Here is an 18459-nt window from a genome sequence, read left to right as displayed (position 1 = left end):
GTTCAGAAAAGGAAGAAAATCGATGGAGATGGCGCATGCAGCGCTGTCAGCAGCCGTGGCGTCAGGTCGGACGCAGGGCAACGAGGGTGTCGGAGAGGGCAGCGCGCATCGCGGGATCGAGGGGAAGAAGGGGAGAACGGGGAGAACCCACCGGCCAGCCGCTCAGCTCGAGCGCCGCTTTCACCGGAATGGGATTGGTGGTGGAGAACAGGGCCTTGAACAGAGGGATCAGCTGTTCGTGATGGCCGAGCGCCACAGCGGGCTGACCACTCAGATAGGCCTCCACCATGGCGCGCATTCGGCGGCCCACAAGGTGACTGGCCACACTCACCACGCCCACGGCACCCACCGACAACATCGGCAACAGCAGACCATCGTCACCGCTGTAGATCGCCAGCTTGGCTCCACAGGCCAGACGCAGAGCCGTGACTTCTTCGGTGGTGCCGCTGGCGGCCTTGAAACTGACAACGTTGCTGCAGTCCATCAGGCGCGCCACGGTGGATGGCTCCATCGAGCAACCCGTACGGCTGGGAATGTTGTAAAGCATCAGCGGAAGCTCGGGAGCCGCTTCGGCGATGGCACGGAAATGAGCCTCCAGACCCTCCTGGGGAGGCTTGTTGTAATAAGGCACCACCACCAGGGCCCCATCGGCACCGGCCGCAGCGGCCTCACGGGTGGCCTTCACCGCTTCCTGGGTGCAGTTGCTGCCTGTGCCGGCGAGCACCGGCACCCCAGGACCAACGGCTTGACGCACGGCTTCCAGCAACTGGACCTGTTCAGTCCAACTGAGGGTGGGGGATTCACCGGTGGTGCCGCACACCACCAGACCGTCGGATCCCTCATCCACCAGATGACGGGCCAGGCGACCGGCCAAGGCGAGATCCACAGCGCCCTCCGAATCGAAGGGGGTGACCATGGCCGTAAGCAAACGGCCAAAGGGGATGGGAGAGAGTTCTGCAGCAGGGCTCATAACGATTCAGGCGGGGAGCAGCAGTTCGGCGATCTGGATGGCGTTGAGAGCGGCCCCCTTGCGGATCTGATCCCCACACAGCCAGAACTCAAGAGACTTGGGCTCGCTGATGTCTTCCCGCACACGGCCCACCATCACAGGATCACGGCCGGCCACATCCGTGGGCATTGGGAAACGATTGGAGGCAGGGTCTTCCATCAGCTGCACCCCCGGAGCTGCAGCGAGCAGATCCCGGGCTTCCCGCACGGGGAAAGGAGCATCGAACTCCACATTCACGGCCTCCGAATGGGCCCGAAGCACGGGCACGCGCACACAGGTGGCCGTGAAGCGCAGATTCGGCAAACCCATGATCTTGCGAGTTTCGTTCACCATCTTCATCTCCTCCTCGCAGTAGCTGTTCGCCTGCAGCGGTGAATTGTGAAGAAAGAGGTTGAAAGCGAGGGAATGGGGGAGAACAGCAGGGGTGGGTGTCGCCCCAGAGAGCACCTGATGGGAATGCGTTTTCAGCTCTTCCATGGCCTGGGCTCCCGCACCACTGGCGGACTGGTACGTGCTCACCACCACCCGACGCAGCGCCCGTCGGGCCGCCAGTGGTGCCAAAGCCAGGGTGAGCAGGATCGTGGTGCAGTTGGGGTTCGCGATCACACCCCGGTGCCTGAACGCCTCCTCCGGGTTCACCTCAGGCACCACCAGTGGGACGTCGTCATCCATGCGGAAGGCACTGGAGTTGTCCACCATCACGGCCCCTGCCGCGACGATCGCATCGCGCCATTGCCGCGACACGGAGCCTCCGGCCGAGGCCAGCACCAGATCCACACCCTCGAAAGCGGACTCGCTCACTTCCTGAACCGTCAGATCCTGGCCGTTCCAGGCGCAACGGCTTCCTGAGGAGCGGGCTGACGCCAATAGGCGCAGCTCCTTCACGGGAAAATGGCGCTCCTGCAGCAGTTGCAGCAGTTCCTGCCCCACAGCGCCGCTCGCACCAAGAATGGCCACCTTGAGAGGTCGATTCGGCAGTGAGGCGGCAGTGGACAAGCGGACGCGTATCGAAACAGTTAAATCCAGCGGTTCTGCGCTGGGTGATTCAGCACCGCCTGAGCGGACTTGCAGCTTTGGCTGATCGTTCTGCCAGCTTACGCGGCAGAGCAGGGTCGGGCACTTAATTAAGGTATTGGGCTGCTTGTACCTGCGACCCGCCAATGAGTGCCGCCAGCCTGAAGGTCACCACCACCTCCCGCCCCGGCAGCCGCCTGGCCGTGGAGGTGGCCGTTCCAGCGGAACGGAGTCAGGCCAGCTACGAGGAGGCGATCAATCGCCTTAGCCGCAGCGTGAACCTGCCCGGTTTCCGCAAGGGGAAAGTGCCCCGCACGGTGCTGGTGCAGCAGCTCGGAGCCCTACGCATTCGGGCCACAGCCCTGGAATCCCTGGTGGAAAGCATCTGGCGTGATGCCCTGGCCCAGGAAACGATCGAGGCCCTTGGGCAACCGGAACTGAGTGGAAGTTTTGAGGAGCTGCTGGACAGCTTCAAGCCCGGTGAAGCGCTCACCGTGACGATGGAAACCGATGTGGCGCCATCACCGCAGCTCAAGAGCACCAAGGGGCTGAAGGCGGAAGCGGAAAGCGTTGCTTTCGACGCCGCCAAGGTGGACGAGATGCTGGAGCAGTCACGGCGCCAACTGGCCACGGTGGTGCCAGTGGAGGGTCGCAAGGCTGAAAAAGGCGACATCGCCGTGGTGGGCTTCAAAGGCACCTACAGCGATGACGGCAGCGAGATCGAAGGCGGCAGTGCCGACTCGATGGATGTGGACCTCGAGCACGGCCGCATGATCCCCGGCTTCGTGGAAGGCGTGGTGGGCATGGCCGTTGGCGACAGCAAGACCGTGGACTGCACCTTCCCTGATGACTACCCCAAGGAGGATGCCCGCGGCCGCAAGGCCAGCTTCGCCATCGAGCTCAAGGACCTCAAGACCCGCGAACTGCCCGAGCTGGACGACGCCTTCGCCAAGCAGGCCAGCGAACAGGAGACCCTGGCTGATCTGCGCAGCGACCTGGAGCAGCGTCTGAAAGACGACGCCGAACGCCGCTCCCGCAGCAACCGGCACGACGCCCTCCTCGCGGCCCTGGTGGAGCAGCTGGACGTGGAACTGCCCGAAAGCCTGATTCAGCAGGAGGTGCGCAACCTGGTGGAGCAGACCGCCGGCCAGTTCGCCCAGCAGGGCATGGATGTGCAGTCCCTGTTCACTCCCGAACTGGTGCGCAATCTGATGGAGTCGTCCCGGCCTGAAGCCGAAGAACGCCTGCGCCGCAGCCTGGCTCTCACCGCCCTGGCTGAAAGCGAGAAGCTCAGCGTGGATGACGAGGAGCTGAACACCAAGCTCAAGGAGGTGAAGGGCCAGCTCTCCGGCGAGCGGGACATCGACCCCGAACGCCTGCGTCAGGCCGTGCTCGATGATCTGCTCCAGGAGAAGCTCCTGGGTTGGCTGGAGGAGAACAGCACGGTGACCGAAAAGGCTCCGGAAGCCGAATCAGATGCCCCCAAGGCCAGCAAGCCAGCAGCGGCCAAGAAGAGTGCCAGCAAAGCCAAGGCCAGCAAAACCAAAACGGCCAAAGCCGACAGTGAAAGCGCCGAATCCTGATCGGCGCCCATAGATTGCAATTCAAGAACAGCCCGCCAGACGCCGCGTGATCGACGCCCGTACTCCCCATCTGATTCAGAACCGCTGGCGGGGCATTCAGCCCCTGTCGGTCCATCCCCAGGCCGCACCCGGTGTGCTGCCAACCGTGGTGGAGCAATCCGGCCGCGGTGACCGGGCGTTTGATATTTACTCGCGTCTGTTGCGCGAGCGCATCATCTTCCTCGGCACCGGCGTCGACGATGCCGTGGCTGATGCCTTGGTGGCCCAGATGCTTTTCCTCGAGGCCGAGGATCCTGAAAAAGACATTCAGGTGTACATCAACTCCCCAGGCGGATCGGTAACAGCCGGCCTGGCGATCTACGACACCATGCAGCAGGTGGCTCCTGATGTGGTGACCATCTGCTACGGACTGGCCGCCTCCATGGGCGCCTTCCTGCTCTCCGGCGGCACCAAGGGCAAACGCTTGGCTCTTCCTAATGCCCGGATCATGATCCACCAGCCCATGGGGGGAGCCCAGGGTCAAGCGGTGGATATCGAAATCCAGGCCAAGGAGATTTTGTTCCTCAAGGAAACACTCAATGGCCTGATGGCTGAGCACACCGGCCAACCACTCGACAAAATCGCCGAAGACACTGATCGCGACAACTTCATGTCGCCAGCGCAAGCCGTGGACTACGGGCTGATTGATCGGGTGGTGGACAGTTTGGGAGACGGAGAAATCGTTACGGGGGGCTGACATTGCCCCATTCCGCCGCGATCCTGAGTGTTCCGAGCGATGACCCATCGAACGGGTCCCGTGTACCGACTGATCTGCCAAGCGCCCGATGGCCAAATTCGACGCCCATCTGAAGTGCTCGTTCTGCGGAAAATCCCAGGAGCAGGTGCGCAAGCTGATCGCCGGTCCCGGCGTTTACATCTGTGATGAGTGCATCGATCTCTGCAACGAGATCCTGGATGAAGAACTGATTGATTCCCAGGGCGGAAGCCGCCAGGGCGGCGAACCCTCCCGCAAAGGTGGTGCAGCGCAAGCTCGCAAGAGCACCAAGCCCGTTCCCACCCTGGCCTCCATTCCCAAGCCACAGGAGATCAAGGAGTTCCTTGACCAGCAGGTGGTGGGGCAGGAAGGCGCCAAGAAAGTGATGTCGGTTGCCGTTTACAACCACTACAAACGCCTGGCCTGGCAGGGCGATGGCAAGGGCGAAACCGAAGAAACCGCCACCCGCCTGCACAAATCCAACATCCTCCTGATCGGGCCCACCGGCTGCGGCAAAACGCTCCTGGCCCAGACGCTGGCGGAGATGCTGGATGTGCCCTTCGCCGTGGCGGACGCCACCACGCTCACCGAAGCGGGCTACGTCGGTGAAGACGTGGAGAACATCCTGCTGCGCCTGCTGCAGAAGGCCGACATGGATGTGGATCTGGCCCAGCGGGGCATCATCTACATCGATGAAATCGACAAGATCGCCCGCAAGAGCGAAAACCCGTCGATCACCCGCGATGTGTCGGGAGAAGGGGTGCAGCAAGCCCTGCTCAAGATGCTGGAGGGCACCGTGGCCAACGTGCCTCCCCAGGGAGGGCGCAAGCATCCCTATCAGGACTGCATCCAGATCGACACCAGCCAAATCCTGTTCATCTGCGGCGGAGCCTTTGTTGGCCTCGATGACGTGGTGCAGAAGCGCATGGGCCGCAATGCCATCGGTTTCGTGCCCGCCGATGGTCGCGGACGCGGCAAGGCCACCCGCGACCTTCAGGCTGCCCAGGTGCTGCGCCACCTCGAACCGGATGACCTCGTGCGCTACGGCCTGATCCCCGAGTTCATCGGTCGCATGCCCGTGAGTGCTGTGCTCGAACCCCTCGATGAGCACGCCCTCGAATCCATCCTCACCGAACCGCGGGACGCTCTGGTGAAACAGTTCCGCACCCTGCTGAGCATGGACAACGTGCAGCTGGAGTTCGAACCCAGCGCCATCGAAGCCATTGCCCAGGAAGCCCACCGCCGCAAGACCGGCGCCCGGGCCCTGCGCGGGATCGTGGAAGAGCTGATGCTCGATCTCATGTACGAGCTGCCCTCCCGCAAAAACGCGTCATCGTTCACCATTACCCGGGCCATGGTTGAAGAACACACCGGCGGCAAGGTGCTGCCTCTTCCGGGAAGCGAGCGGCAACAGGAATCGGCCTGAGGCCATGGCCGCTGCCGACCACCTGCGGGTGCCCCGCCAGCACGGACTGTTTCTTCACCACGGCATCGATCTGGGCGACGGCAGCGTTGCCCACTACCTGGAAGGGCGGGAGATTCTGCGCAGCCCGCTCGCAGAGTTCAGCCGCGGACAGGAGGTGAGCGTGGTCAGTCACGACCAGGCCTCGCCGGCTGGGATCACGTTGCGCCGGGCCGTGAGCCGCATCGGTGAGCAGAACTACAACCTGCTGTTCAACAATTGCGAGCATTTCGCCAACTGGTGCAAAACCGGCCGGCACCGCAGCGGACAGGTTGAAGACTGGCTACACACCGGCAGCCTCGGTGCCCTTGCCCTCGGTCAGCTGATGCCCGCCGCTCTGTTCACCGGGCTGGGCCTGCTGCTCCGCAAAGGTCTGATCGACGAGGCCTCGAAGGAACGGGCCCGTCAGGGACTGGTGCAGCTGCAGCGCCTGCGTCAGACCTTGCTGGAGAAGCTGGAGTCCACCCTTGAGCAGGCAGAGGTCTGGCTGAAAGGCATGCCAGGCCAGGGTGCAGATGACCGCCTGGATCGCCGTGGACGCCAGCTGCTGCTCACCGGCCGCACCATTGCCGACGAACTCGCTGCTGTGGAAGACCTGGAAAGCCGGATCAGAACGCTTCTGGAGACCAACCCTGAAACCTAGGTAGCCTCAGCATCCCGCCGGCTGTGCATGGGTCAGGCTTACCAGCCACTGCATCACAAATACAGGCCCCAGCGTCTCGATCAACTGGTGGGGCAGGAGGCGATTGCCGCGACCCTTGGCCACGCCCTGCGCTCGGGCCGCATCGCCCCGGCCTATCTCTTCAGCGGCCCCAGGGGCACCGGCAAAACCTCCAGCGCCCGCATCCTGGCTCGCTCCCTCAACTGCCTCAACAGTGAGGGACCCACCCCGGAACCCTGCGGCCATTGCGAGCTCTGCACCACGATTGCCGCCGGCACGGCCCTCGATGTGATCGAGATCGATGCGGCGTCGAACACCGGCGTGGACAACATCCGCGATCTGATCGAACGCTCCCGCTTTGCTCCGGTGCAGGCGCGTTGGAAGGTGTACGTGGTGGATGAATGCCACATGCTCTCCACGGCTGCGTTCAACGCCCTTCTCAAAACCCTCGAGGAACCGCCGCCGCAAGTGGTGTTTGTGCTCGCCACCACAGACCCGCAACGGGTGCTGCCCACGATCCTCAGCCGCTGCCAGCGCTTTGATTTCCGCCGCATTCCCCTGGAGGCGCTTGAGCGGCATCTCATCTGGATTGCAGAGCAGGAAACCATCCCGATCCAGCCCGAAGCCCTGCATGTGGTGGCCCAACGCGCCCAGGGCGGCCTGCGTGATGCCGAAAGCCTGCTGGATCAGCTCAGTTTGCTGCCCGGACCGATTGAGGCCGATGCGGTGTGGGATCTGCTGGGTGCCGTGCCCGAACAGGAATTGCTGGCGCTAGTGACGGCCATGAGCAGCGGCGAACCGGTAGCCCTGCTGGAAGCCACCCGCACCCTGCTGGACCGTGGTCGCGATGCAGGCTCCGTGCTGCAGGGCCTGGCAGGAATCCTGCGCGATCTGGTGCTGATGGCTGCGGCTCCAGACCGGCCGGAACTCACCAGCGTTTCACCCCAGTTCCGCGACCAGCTGCCAGAGCTGGCCAAAGCGATCGGCCGCAGCCGCTTGCTGCAGTGGCAATCCCAACTACGCGGGACGGAGCAACAACTGCGCCAGAGCGTGCAACCCCGGCTCTGGCTGGAGGTGCTGCTGCTGGGATTGCTGGCGGAGGCACCGGCCCCCCAGACCCCCGCAACCGCGGCCCAAACCCAAGCCCCGCCACCGCCTGTTCCAACTGTTCCAACCGCGGCTCAGGCCCCACAGGCCCCGCCAGCGCAATCTTCGCCAGCGCAGCCCCCCCCGCCAGCTCCTGTCAGCCTTCCGATCACCAGCACCCCGGCAGCAGAGCCTGCAGCAGCGACCAACGCTTCGCCTCCCCAGGATCTCGGAGAGCTCTGGCAACAGATCCTGGCTGGCCTGGAATTGCCTTCCACGCGCATGTTGCTGTCTCAACAGGCCGAGCTGGTGCGCCTCGACAACCACCGCGCCGTAGTGCACGTGGCCGGAAACTGGATGGGCATGGTGCAAAGCCGCGTGGCCTTGCTGGAGCAGGCCATCGCCCGGGCTGTCGGCGGCAGCCGCCAACTCGTACTAGAGAGCCATGGGGGTGCTGCACCGATGGCCGCCATGCCGGCGCCATCGACACCGCCACCCCCGCCAGCACCCACGCCCACACCGGCTCCAGCTCCAGCCCCGGCCGTCACGAGCAGCGAAGCGCAACTGCCACCACGACCGGTGGCCGCAACCCCGAATCCGACTCCAGCTCCAGCTCCTGCTCCAAAACCAGACCCCGACCCCGACCCCGTGCCTGTTCAGCGACAGGAACCGTCCGTGCTGGATGACAAAGCCAAGCGCCTGGCTGATTTCTTCAACGGGCAGGTGCTGAATGTGGATCTGGACCCTTGATCCCCGCAGCCAGACAGGCTCAGGCTTGAACCGCTTCCTCCTGGCCGCGGTGGCTCGTCTTCGCCCACACGAGCCGTTTGGGGCGCAGCGCCATGCGCAGGGTCACCCAGGGAATCACCACAAACCAGTGGCTGAGATAAGCGATGCCAAGCAGCACATTGAGGAGATCCGGGTGGGGCAGATCAGGACCGTCACTGGCCCGGCGGCAACCTCGCCAGTAAGCCACACCCGACACACTGAACGCCACGATCGAGAGAGGCCAGTACGCCGGTGTAGTGCGGCTCAGCAAACTGGTGAGCAGATCCGACCAAGACACCACCGGCAGGGCGTATTGGAGCAAGAAGAAACTGGCGAGATCGCGGCGCTGGGCCAGGGTGAGCCGAGATGAGAGCAAACCCGGCCAGTAATCGAGAAAACGCTGCAAACCTCCCTCGGCCCAACGCTGACGCTGCTTCCAGAGAGCCTGCAGGGTTTCCACCGCCTCCTCCTGCACCGGTGGATTCCAGAGAATGCCGATGCGAGCCTCCTGCAACAGCAACCGGAAGCTCAGATCCAAATCGTCGGTGACCGTTTCCTCGTTGAAACCCCCGCAAGCCTCCAGCAGATCCCGGCGCAGCAGCTGGCCATTTCCACGCAGTTCCGCCACCCCACCACCGGCCAGACGTCCCTGCTGAATGTGGGCATCAAAGGCCATTTCCATGGCCTGCACCCGGGTCAGCCAGTTGTCCTGCGCATTGGTGACGGCCTTGCGCATCTGCACGGCCGACCATCCACCGCCGCAGGCAAAAGGAATCAGCCGCTCGAGCTGATCTTCCGCAAGCTGAGCATCAGCATCAAGAATCAGCAGCCATTCCCCCTGGGTCTGGGCCAGGGCTGCATTGAGTGCACCGGATTTCCCACCACCGGCGTTGCGGGGTCGGCGGATGACCCGCAGCGACGGAAAGCGATCTTGCAGCGAAGCCAATCGGTCGGGCGTGCGGTCTTCGCTGCCGTCATCCACCACACACAGGCTGAGGCGATCAGCGGGATAGCGCAGCGCACTCAAACGCTCCACCAAGCGGGTGACGACGGCCTCCTCATCCCTGGCCGCCACCACCACATCCACCGTCGGCAGCGACGTGTTGACTGCCTCCAATGAGTCATTGGTTGTTAAACCGGGCTCAGAGCCATCGGCGGACGACTGCCTGCGGAGCACCGTGCGAAGGCTGTAGCCGCCAAGGAGCACGGCGAGCGTGAGGGCAGGCAGAAGGCTTCGGCTTGGATCCAACCAATGGGGCGCCGCTCCGGCCCAGCCGCAGGCCGCAAGAAAGAGAGCCGTCTTGCCGCGTCGGTGATCACCTGTGCCTGCGGCCACGCCTCTCCCCAACCACGAATGCTCTGAACTTTAAGGGGCCTGAACAGGAGGAGCCGGTGGGGCCTGCCGAAGCGGCTCCAATCGGGTCCCGGGGTAGTAGTGCTGAAGGATGCGCTGAGCACTCCAGCCGCGACCGGCCAGATCAATGGCGCCGGCCTGCGACAGGCCAACGCCGTGACCGAATCCACCGCCCTGGAATTGCCAGGCCCCAGCTCCCTCAGGCTGGAGTACAAAAAGGGTGCTGGGGAGGCGGCGAAGCGTCCGGCGGATCGCATCAAGGCGCAATACCACAGAGGACGCACCCCCATCCCGCTCGATCGCCAGAGCCAGCACTCGTCCGCTCGGCCCTCGGTCCTGCACGCTCACCCTGATGGGAAGGGCGTTGCCCTTACCGGCAGCCGCCAACGCCTGAGCCAGTTGGCCAGCTGAATAGCTGCGGATCCAGCGGAAGCGCGGATGACCAGCGCCATAGGCACCATCCCGGCGCTGCAGGAGCGCTTTCACGCCCTCCGCCGACTGCAGGGGCAGCAGCGTGGACTCCCTCCAGGCCTGGGTTCCATCCGCCTCCACGCGTACGTACGGCAATGGGTCCATCGCCCAGGCTTCCTCACCGCTGGCACTAATCCCGCCATTGGTGGCGTGATACACCGCATGGATGGGTTCGCCTTCCCAGCGGAGCACTGCACCGGACGTCGCACGGATGGCCTCGCGAACCGAGGCTGAAGCTTGCCGCGGATCGCTGTAAACCTGGCACTGGGTGTCGCTGCAGAGGTGATACCCGTCAATCGCGAAACGATGGCTGTTGGCCAGGGCCCAGGTCCGGGCGAGAACCGCCTGGGCCTGCAGCGCCGCAGCGGGAGACCCTGCGCCGATTTCATGGGGCACCACACCCTCCAGGTATCGCTCCAGAGACACCTGCTCCAGCAAGGTCCAACTGCCGTAGGCATCGGCCTGCAGCCGGAAGGGTCCACGCATCACACCGCCTTTCCAACGCAATCCATCCGGGGCTTGCACCTGCAGAGGTCCCTGAAGCGTGCGGCCACCCTCAGGCCCCTCCAGCACAGGTCGAACCACGGCCGCAATCGTGGTTGTGAGATCACGCAAGGTCACACCGGCCAGATCCGGCGCATCGAGCGGTGCCCACACCTCCCACTCATCGGGGTGGGCGACCTTGGCCTCCACACCTTGATCCCGCCAACGATCCGCAAGCCGCTCGGCTGATTCGAAACTGGCCAGGGGCCCTGCCACCCGTCTGGCCACGGCAAGGGGGGTCTCCAAGGGCACCAATCGCCAGCTGAAGCGCAGGCTTGGGCCATCGGCCACAACCGTTCCACTGGGATCGAGAAGCTGCAGCGGCGCTTGGCCGGCACTAGTGAGCGTGAGCAGAGGTGCGGAACGCTGTGGAACAGTGCCGCGGCCGAGGTGATCCGCCAGTGACACCAACAGAACCGCCTGACCCGCAGCGGGCGGCGCAGGCACGGAGCGATGGGTGGGCAGTGCCGGGGCCTGCAGGTCTGGCGGCATGGACCTGAGGTCTTGAGCCCGGCAACCGACCGTCGCCACAACCGGCAGCACCAGCAGGTGGGCCAGAGATCGGACACCGGACATTTGGCTGCGGGGAGGGTGAGGTTCTATTGTCTTCGTTTGTGCCCCGTGCCGCCAGAGACATGCCCAAGCTCAAGACCCGCAAAGCAGCCGCCAAGCGGTTCAAGGCAACAGGCACTGGCAAGTTCCTGCGTCGGCGCGCCTTCCGCAATCACCTGCTGGACCACAAGAGCCCGAAACTGAAGCGCCACCTGGCCACCAAAGCTGTGGTGGACCGGACGGACGAAGAGCGGGTGGCCCTGATGATGCCCTACGCCTGATCAGCTTCAGCGCACGATCGTTTTTTAATTACTCACCGAATTCATGGCACGCGTCAAGAGAGGCAACGTCGCCCGTAAGCGCCGTAACAAAATCCTCCGCCTAGCTCGCGGTTTCCGCGGCAGCAATGGAACCCTGTTCCGCACCGCGAATCAGCGGGTGATGAAAGCCCTGTGCAATGCCTACCGAGACCGTCGCCGGCGCAAGCGTGATTTCCGCCGTCTGTGGATTGCACGCATCAATGCAGCAGCCCGTCTCAACGGTGTGAGCTACAGCCGTCTGATCGGTGGTTTGAAGCAGGCCGACGTGCGCATCAACCGCAAGATGCTGGCTCAGCTTGCCGTGGCTGATCCTTCCAGCTTCACAACTGTGGTGAATGCCACTCAGGGTTGAGTAGCGTCCCGCCTCGGGACCATCGCTTCCCTCCATGGAATCCCTCCTGCCGCAGACCTATCTGCTGGGCCTGATTGGCCTGCTAGCAATCGTTGCCGTTGTCGTTGGTCGCCAGCTCCTGCGCGTCCGCCGCGATGAACAGAACCTCATCCGTCTGGAGCAGGCGGATGCGGCTGGTTCCCGCGATGCCGGTGACCTTTACGAACTAGCCTCCGTTCAACTGCGCAAGCGCCTGTATCCCCAGGCCACGGCCACCCTGCGACAGGCCGTGAAACGGCTAGGAAATGAACCGCAGGAAGCGCGAGCACTGATCCAAAACGCTCTGGGCTTTTCTTTGGCCGCCCAGAAGGATTTTTCAACAGCGATCAGGCATTACAAATCAGCTCTGCAAGCCAAGGCGGATTATCCCGTGGCTCTCAACAATCTGGCTTTTGCAGAAGAACGCCTGCTCAACAGAGATGCGGCCTGTGAGCTGTATCGGAAGGTTCTCAAGCTCGAGCCCGAGAATCCAACGGCGAAGAAGCGCCTCAAACGCTTGGAGCGGGCTGCCAAACGTCAGGCCAGCGGACGTTCTGAAGCGACCTCAACGAACGACTCACCAGAGAGCTCGGATGGGAGGGGTTTCTGAACTGGAGCAGCTGGGGGCCAAGCTGAGACTTCCTCCCAGACTGGTGAGTCTGGGCGCTTGCCAACCGGACAGACTCATCCCCTGAAGTCCGAGAAAGTCACCACCGGCTTCGAGATCGTCAGCAAGCTCGCCGGCCAAAGGAAGCAGATCGAGCTGGTCCGATGTGGCATTGAGATTGCCCTGCACGGGCGTGCTGACACCAGCGATCACCATGTCACCGCGCAGATCCACCATCTGGCCGATCGGTTGCACGCTCGCCAGGGTGAGCTTCACATCCACCGCGTTGCCGGACGTGAACGACTTGTAACTGCCGCACCATTGACGGGGCATGGTGGCGGCCAGATCAGCCGCACGCAGCACCGGATCAAATTGCTGAACCGTGCCATCCAGCACCAGGGGCTCGTCCAGAACGGAGCTGTCCAGGGGCAAAGATGGTTCGAAGGTCGCCGGAATCTCAATCGGCGCGTTCATGTCCATGGTGACAGACGTGACGAGAACGGATGATGGGCGCACGGTAGTGCCCTTCAGCGGTGCTCGTCCGTTTTCCGATCCGGTTCCCTAACCAGTCCCTCCGTCCCTTTTCATGGATTCGACCCCGACCAGCACCGACACGCTTCTGATCGGTGGCCGCCAGTTCCGCAGCAGGCTGTTCACCGGCACGGGGAAATATCCAAGCCTGGCGTTGATGCAACAGAGCCTGGAGCGTTCTGACTGCGAGATGGTGACCGTGGCTGTTCGCAGAGTGCAGACGGTGGCGGCCGGGCACGCCGGACTGATGGAAGCGATCGACTGGACACGGACCTGGATGCTTCCCAACACCGCTGGCTGCACCACGGCAGAAGAAGCCATCCGGGTGGCAAGGCTGGGACGGGAACTGGCACGGCTCGCCGGCCAGGAAAACAACAACTTCGTGAAGCTGGAAGTGATTCCCGACAGCCGTCACCTGCTGCCGGACCCTTTCGGAACGCTGGAGGCCGCTGAACAACTGGTGAAGGAAGGCTTCACGGTGCTCCCGTACATCAATGCGGATCCATTGCTTGCCAAACGCCTGGAGGAGGTGGGATGCGCCACGGTGATGCCCCTGGGTTCCCCGATCGGATCCGGTCAGGGGTTGCGCAACGCCTCCAACATCGCCCTGATCATCGAGAACGCCTCGGTTCCCGTGGTGGTGGATGCAGGCATCGGCGTCCCTAGCGAGGCATCTGCTGCCTTGGAGATGGGAGCGGATGCCGTTCTGGTGAACAGTGCCATCGCCCTTGCTGGCAATCCGCCACTGATGGCCGAAGCGATGGCCTCCGCCGTGCGGGCCGGGCGCCAGGCCTTCCAAGCGGGCCGTCTGCCAACCCGGGCCCAGGCCTCACCAAGCTCCCCCACCACCGGAAAGGTCAACGACTGATGTGTCTGTAACGGCAGATCAAGGCCTATGAAGCTGCATTGAGGATCCAGGCCCCTGCCCCATCAGCTCCATAAGGTCCGGATCAATTGATGAGGAACCCATGCAGGTCACCCAGGAGGACGGAGGCCGTTTGAATGCATTCGCGAACGAGCCGCGCATGGAGGTGCTGAGCAAGGAAGCCAGCTACAGCAATGGCTCCCGACTGATCGTGGTAGGCGGCTCCCTGCTCGTGATCGCCCTAATGGCTTTCACTGTGACGATCAGCTGAAAAGCCTGTAGTAGCTTGCCCCAGATTGGCGGCTTGCACGCTTCAGCAGGAGTTTGAGGTGAAAGTTCTCGTTCTTGGTGGTGACGGCTTCTGCGGCTGGCCCTGTGCCGTGAATCTCGCTGATCAGGGCCACGACGTGTTGATCGTGGACAACCTCAGCCGGCGCAAGATCGACATCGATCTGGAGGTGGAATCACTCACCCCGATCACCACCATCGGCGAGCGTCTCAAGGCCTGGGAGCAGATCGGCGGCAAGCCGATGCGCTTCGAGCACATGGACATCGCCCATGAGTACCAGCGACTGCTCGATCTGCTGATCGAGGAAAAGCCCGACTCAGTGGTGCACTTCGCCGAACAGCGCGCTGCTCCCTACTCGATGAAGAGCAGCGCCACCAAGCGCTACACCGTCGACAACAACGTCAACGGCACCCACAACCTGCTCGCCGCGATCGTGGAGAGCGGGCTCGACATCCACGTGGTGCACCTCGGCACCATGGGCGTCTACGGCTATGGCTCCCACCGCGGCGCCACGATTCCTGAGGGCTACCTCAAGGTGGAGGTGCCCCAGCCCGACGGCAGCCGCTTCGAGGAGGAGATCCTCCATCCCGCCAGCCCGGGCAGCGTCTATCACATGACCAAGACGCTCGATCAGCTGCTTTTCCTCTACTACAACAAGAACGACAAGGTCCGCATCACCGACCTGCACCAGGGGATCGTCTGGGGCACCAACACCGATGCCACCGACCGCGACCCGCGCCTCACCAATCGCTTTGATTACGACGGCGATTACGGCACGGTGCTCAACCGCTTCCTGATGCAAGCGGCGATCGGTTACCCCCTCACCGTGCACGGCACCGGCGGCCAGACCCGCGCCTTCATCCACATCCGCGATTCCGTGAAGTGTGTGCAGCTGGCCTTGGAGAATCCTCCAACCCAGGGCGAGCGGGTGAAGATCTTCAACCAGATGACCGAAAGCCATCAGGTGGGTGAATTAGCCAAGAAGGTCGCCGCCCTCACCGGAGCTCAGGTGAACAATCTTCCTAATCCACGCAACGAAGCCGTTGAAAACGATCTGATTGTGGACAACCGCTGCTTCATCGAGCTGGGACTCAATCCCACCACCCTCGATGACGGCCTGCTCAAGGAAGTGGTGGAGATCGCGACGCGCTATGCCGACCGCTGCGATCGCAACCGCATCCTCTGCACCTCGGCCTGGACCAAAACCCAGGCCCAGGCCATCGCCACCGCTTGATCAGGGCACTCCCTTGAAAATCGCCTTCTTCACCGAGACCTTCCTCCCCAAGGTCGATGGCATCGTCACCCGTCTCACCAAAACGGTGAAGCACCTGGTGGATGCCGGTGATGAGGTGATCGTGTTCTGCCCGGAGGGATGCCCTGAGGAGTACATGGGAGCTCGCCTGATCGGCGTTCCGGCCATGCCCCTGCCGCTTTACCCCGAACTCAAGCTGGCGCTGCCCCGACCCGCCGTCTCCGAGGCGATCGACAACTTCCAGCCGGACTTGATCCACGTGGTGAATCCCGCGGTGCTGGGCCTTGGAGGGATTTGGCTGGCCAAAGCCAAATCGGTTCCGCTGGTGGCGAGCTACCACACCCACCTGCCCAAATACCTCGAGCACTACGGCATGGGCATGCTCGAACCCCTGCTCTGGGAACTGCTCAAGGCAGCCCACAACCAGGCGCTGCTCAATCTCTGCACCTCCACAGCCATGGTGGAGGAACTGAGCGAGAAGGGGATTCAGCACACAGACCTCTGGCAGCGTGGTGTGGACACCGAGCTGTTCCGGCCCGAGCTTCGCAGTGCGGAGCTCCGGCAGCGGCTGCTCGGCTGCCATGACGACCGCGGAGCCCTGTTGCTCTACGTGGGCCGCCTCTCCGCTGAGAAACAGATCGAGCGCATCAAGCCTGTGCTCGAAGCCTTGCCCGACGCCCGTCTCGCCCTTGTGGGTGATGGGCCTCACCGTCAGCAGCTGGAGAAGCACTTTGAGGACACCGCCACCACCTTCGTGGGCTATCTGGCGGGCGAGGAGCTCGCTGGTGCCTACGCCAGCGGTGACGCCTTTCTCTTCCCCTCCAGTACCGAAACCCTTGGTTTGGTGTTGCTAGAGGCCATGGCAGCGGGCTGCCCCGTGGTGGGTGCCAACCGAGGGGGCATTCCCGACATCATCACCGACGGGGTGAACGGCTGCCTGTACGAACCCGATGGCGCCAATGGTGGTGCGGCCAGCCTGATCGCAGCCACCCAACGCCTGCTGGGCAACGACCTGGAACGCCAGGCACTGCGCAACGCCGCCCGCTCGGAAGCCGAGCGCTGGGGATGGGCCGGAGCCACCGAACAGCTGCGCGGGTATTACCGCCAGGTTCTCAAGCAGCCGCAGCTGAACGCAGCCGCCTGAATCAGGCGCTCACGAAGCCGATGGGATCGGTTGCGCACGGTTGCGGTTCCACACCTCCATCACCTTCTTGGCCATCGGCAGCGCATGCACGGACCCTCCCCCGGGCGTGTTCTGGGCAAAGGCCACGATCACAATTTCTCCCTCGGGATAGGGGGCATAAGTGGCAAACCAGGCATGGTCCGGACCGCCGGTGCTGTCCTCCGCGGTGCCCGTCTTCCCTCCTGCTGGTGGAATGCCCGGCCCGTTCAGAGCAAAACCAGTGCCATCAGACACCACCTTGCGCAGACCTTCACGGATTTTGGCCAGGGTGGAAAGGTTCATCTCCACCTTGGTGCGACGGGAGGCATCGGTCCAGTCCAGACCCTGATCCGCCAGGTGGGGTGTGACCAGCCAACCACCGTTGGCAAACACCGAATAGGCCCGGGCCAGCTGCAGCGGCGTGATCTGCACCACCGACTGACCGATGGAGGCACTGGCCATATCCTCCGGAATCCATGGGGTCGTTCCCGGTTCCGCCCAGCCGCGACCAGCCGCGGCCCAGTCTTCATCACCCACCAGACCGACACTTTCCTCCCAGCCGATCTCAATCCCTGATTTCTGCCCGAAACCGAGGGCTGTCGCCGCTTTCTGCAGGGCACGAGAACCGGCTCCCACTCCCACTTGATAGAAGAAGGTGTTGCTGGAGAAGCGCAACGCATCGGCGTAACCGATGGTGCCAAAACCAGCGCCGTTGTGGTCTGGGAAGCAATGACCGCCGTAGGTGATGCACGCCATCGTGGCCAACTTGGTGTCCGGCGGGAATTTGCCTGACTCCATGGCAGCCATCGCTGTCACCGCCTTCCAGGTGCTGCCGGGGTCGTAAGGATTCATCGCCCGCGAAAGCAAGGGCTTCTTCGGGTTGGAGAACAGCGCGTCGTACTCCTTCTGCGTGGTGACGAGCTTGGAGAAGAAGTTGGGGTCGAAGGTGGGCTTGCTCGCCAACGCCAGAATCGCGCCCGTTCTTGGATCCATGGCAACGATGGCGCCCCCGGGCTTGTCCGCCAGGGCCTGCTCGGCCACCTTCTGCAGATCCAGATCCAGGGTGAGGGTGAGATCCTTGCCCGCCACCGACGGGCGGTCACCGAGATGGCGCTGCACCTCGCCCATGGCATTCACCTCGAGCATCTGGCCGCCCCAGGCTCCGCGCAGGTGCGATTCGTAGGCCGCTTCCACACCGATCCGGCCGATCCGATCACGAATCTTGTAGCCCTTCTTCTCCAGCGATTTGTATTCGTCTTCCGTGATCGGCTGGGTGTAACCGAGGGCATGGGCGGCCAAGGTTCCATGGGGATAGGCCCGAAGGATGTCCACATCCACCTGCGCCCCCTTGAGGCCGAGTGCCTGCTCCCGGAAACGCAGCACCTGTTCAGGCTTGAGATCGATGGCCAGATTGATGCGGTAGCCATCCCTGGCCAGGCCACCACCCCGCCGCTGATCCAGCACATCCGCATCAAGATTCAGGAGGCGGGCCAGGCGATCGCGCAGATCCGGCCACGCCGTGTCATCCACAAGACGCGGTTCCACATACAGCGAATACGTGAGCTTGCTGGAGGCCAACACCCGGCCCTTGCGATCCAGCAGCCGACCTCGGGTGGGCGACCGCGGCACCAGACGAATTCGGTTTTCGTCTGCAAGTTGGCGATAGCGAGGCGCTTCCAGTACCTGCAGCCACACCAGACGGGACACCATGGCGGTGCTCACCAACAGCACCAGACCCAGCAACACCAGTGGCTGCTGACGCAAACCGGCATGACGCTGCCCGTCCCCCTGCGCGAAACCCGCCAC

18 protein-coding genes are annotated in these 18459 nt (G+C 63.4%); 12 read left to right on the top strand and 6 right to left on the bottom strand.

Annotation, left to right across the window (positions count from 1 at the left end; genetic code table 11):
- Positions 1–61 precede the first annotated feature (61 nt).
- Entirely contained in the window at positions 62–970 is a 909-nt protein-coding gene (gene dapA / locus SynMEDNS5_RS00335; protein WP_186583802.1) for a 4-hydroxy-tetrahydrodipicolinate synthase, read from the bottom strand.
- A gap of 6 nt (positions 971–976) precedes the next feature.
- Positions 977–2005 carry an aspartate-semialdehyde dehydrogenase gene (locus SynMEDNS5_RS00330; RefSeq protein ID WP_186583801.1) on the bottom strand — a complete coding sequence of 343 codons (1029 nt, stop codon included), beginning with the start codon at positions 2003–2005 and terminating at the stop codon, positions 977–979.
- A gap of 164 nt (positions 2006–2169) precedes the next feature.
- On the opposite strand from SynMEDNS5_RS00330, the gene tig reads away from it, so the two are divergent.
- From tig to SynMEDNS5_RS00305, 5 genes are all read left to right on the top strand, one after another.
- Positions 2170–3606 (top strand): trigger factor, encoded by a 1437-nt coding sequence (tig, locus tag SynMEDNS5_RS00325; RefSeq protein ID WP_186583800.1) that lies wholly within the window; start codon positions 2170–2172, stop codon positions 3604–3606.
- 46 nt (positions 3607–3652) lie between these two features.
- A complete protein-coding gene (gene clpP / locus SynMEDNS5_RS00320) occupies positions 3653–4342 on the top strand; it encodes an ATP-dependent Clp endopeptidase proteolytic subunit ClpP (RefSeq protein ID WP_186583799.1) in 690 nt (229 codons plus the stop codon).
- Positions 4343–4430: 88 nt separating this feature from the next.
- Positions 4431–5786, top strand: coding sequence for an ATP-dependent protease ATP-binding subunit ClpX (gene clpX / locus SynMEDNS5_RS00315; protein WP_186583798.1), 1356 nt, complete (start codon positions 4431–4433; stop codon positions 5784–5786).
- 4 nt (positions 5787–5790) lie between these two features.
- Positions 5791–6465, top strand: a complete 675-nt coding sequence (locus SynMEDNS5_RS00310) for a lecithin retinol acyltransferase family protein (RefSeq protein WP_186583797.1) — start codon at positions 5791–5793, stop codon at positions 6463–6465.
- A 27-nt stretch (positions 6466–6492) separates the two neighbouring features.
- Positions 6493–8319, top strand: coding sequence for a DNA polymerase III subunit gamma/tau (locus tag SynMEDNS5_RS00305; protein ID WP_186583796.1), 1827 nt, complete (start codon positions 6493–6495; stop codon positions 8317–8319).
- Between the two features lie 19 nt (positions 8320–8338).
- On the opposite strand, the gene SynMEDNS5_RS00300 is transcribed toward SynMEDNS5_RS00305, so the two are convergent.
- Positions 8339–9673, bottom strand: coding sequence for a glycosyltransferase family 2 protein (locus tag SynMEDNS5_RS00300; protein WP_186583795.1), 1335 nt, complete (start codon positions 9671–9673; stop codon positions 8339–8341).
- A gap of 30 nt (positions 9674–9703) precedes the next feature.
- The gene (locus SynMEDNS5_RS00295; protein ID WP_186583794.1) at positions 9704–11281 is read right to left on the bottom strand and encodes a SpoIID/LytB domain-containing protein; all 1578 of its coding nucleotides are present in this window, start codon (positions 11279–11281) and stop codon (positions 9704–9706) included.
- 59 nt (positions 11282–11340) lie between these two features.
- Here SynMEDNS5_RS00295 and rpmI point away from each other — a divergent pair, with 59 nt between their 5' ends.
- From rpmI to SynMEDNS5_RS00280, 3 genes are read left to right on the top strand one after another with little or no spacing between them, the layout of a single operon-like run.
- Positions 11341–11538 (top strand): 50S ribosomal protein L35, encoded by a 198-nt coding sequence (gene rpmI / locus SynMEDNS5_RS00290; protein WP_186583793.1) that lies wholly within the window; start codon positions 11341–11343, stop codon positions 11536–11538.
- A gap of 43 nt (positions 11539–11581) precedes the next feature.
- The gene (gene rplT, locus SynMEDNS5_RS00285; protein WP_011931992.1) at positions 11582–11929 is read left to right on the top strand and encodes a 50S ribosomal protein L20; all 348 of its coding nucleotides are present in this window, start codon (positions 11582–11584) and stop codon (positions 11927–11929) included.
- Between the two features lie 34 nt (positions 11930–11963).
- Positions 11964–12557 (top strand): hypothetical protein, encoded by a 594-nt coding sequence (locus SynMEDNS5_RS00280; RefSeq protein WP_186583792.1) that lies wholly within the window; start codon positions 11964–11966, stop codon positions 12555–12557.
- Here the strand turns inward: SynMEDNS5_RS00280 and SynMEDNS5_RS00275 are convergent.
- A complete protein-coding gene (locus SynMEDNS5_RS00275) occupies positions 12525–13034 on the bottom strand; it encodes a hypothetical protein (RefSeq protein WP_186585754.1) in 510 nt (169 codons plus the stop codon). The genes SynMEDNS5_RS00280 and SynMEDNS5_RS00275 overlap by 33 nt on opposite strands.
- Positions 13035–13140: 106 nt before the next feature.
- On the opposite strand from SynMEDNS5_RS00275, the gene SynMEDNS5_RS00270 reads away from it, so the two are divergent.
- From SynMEDNS5_RS00270 to SynMEDNS5_RS00255, 4 genes are all read left to right on the top strand, one after another.
- The gene (locus SynMEDNS5_RS00270) at positions 13141–13953 is read left to right on the top strand and encodes a thiazole synthase (protein WP_186583791.1); all 813 of its coding nucleotides are present in this window, start codon (positions 13141–13143) and stop codon (positions 13951–13953) included.
- A 100-nt stretch (positions 13954–14053) separates the two neighbouring features.
- Complete coding sequence (psb34, locus tag SynMEDNS5_RS00265) at positions 14054–14221, top strand: photosystem II assembly protein Psb34 (RefSeq protein ID WP_186583790.1); 168 nt, start codon at positions 14054–14056, stop codon at positions 14219–14221.
- A 58-nt stretch (positions 14222–14279) separates the two neighbouring features.
- The gene (locus SynMEDNS5_RS00260) at positions 14280–15473 is read left to right on the top strand and encodes an NAD-dependent epimerase/dehydratase family protein (protein ID WP_186583789.1); all 1194 of its coding nucleotides are present in this window, start codon (positions 14280–14282) and stop codon (positions 15471–15473) included.
- Between the two features lie 13 nt (positions 15474–15486).
- On the top strand, positions 15487–16635 hold the full coding sequence (locus tag SynMEDNS5_RS00255; RefSeq protein WP_186583788.1) for a glycosyltransferase family 1 protein: 1149 nt from the start codon (positions 15487–15489) through the stop codon (positions 16633–16635).
- A gap of 9 nt (positions 16636–16644) precedes the next feature.
- Here SynMEDNS5_RS00255 and mrdA read toward each other — a convergent pair whose 3' ends face one another.
- Entirely contained in the window at positions 16645–18459 is a 1815-nt protein-coding gene (gene mrdA / locus SynMEDNS5_RS00250; RefSeq protein ID WP_186583787.1) for a penicillin-binding protein 2, read from the bottom strand.

The sequence above is a fragment of the Synechococcus sp. MEDNS5 genome, assembly GCF_014279875.1.
GTDB lineage: Bacteria > Cyanobacteriota > Cyanobacteriia > PCC-6307 > Cyanobiaceae > Synechococcus_C.
Note: the sequence above shows the minus strand (reverse complement) of the source record. Positions and strands in the feature narration are given on the sequence as shown.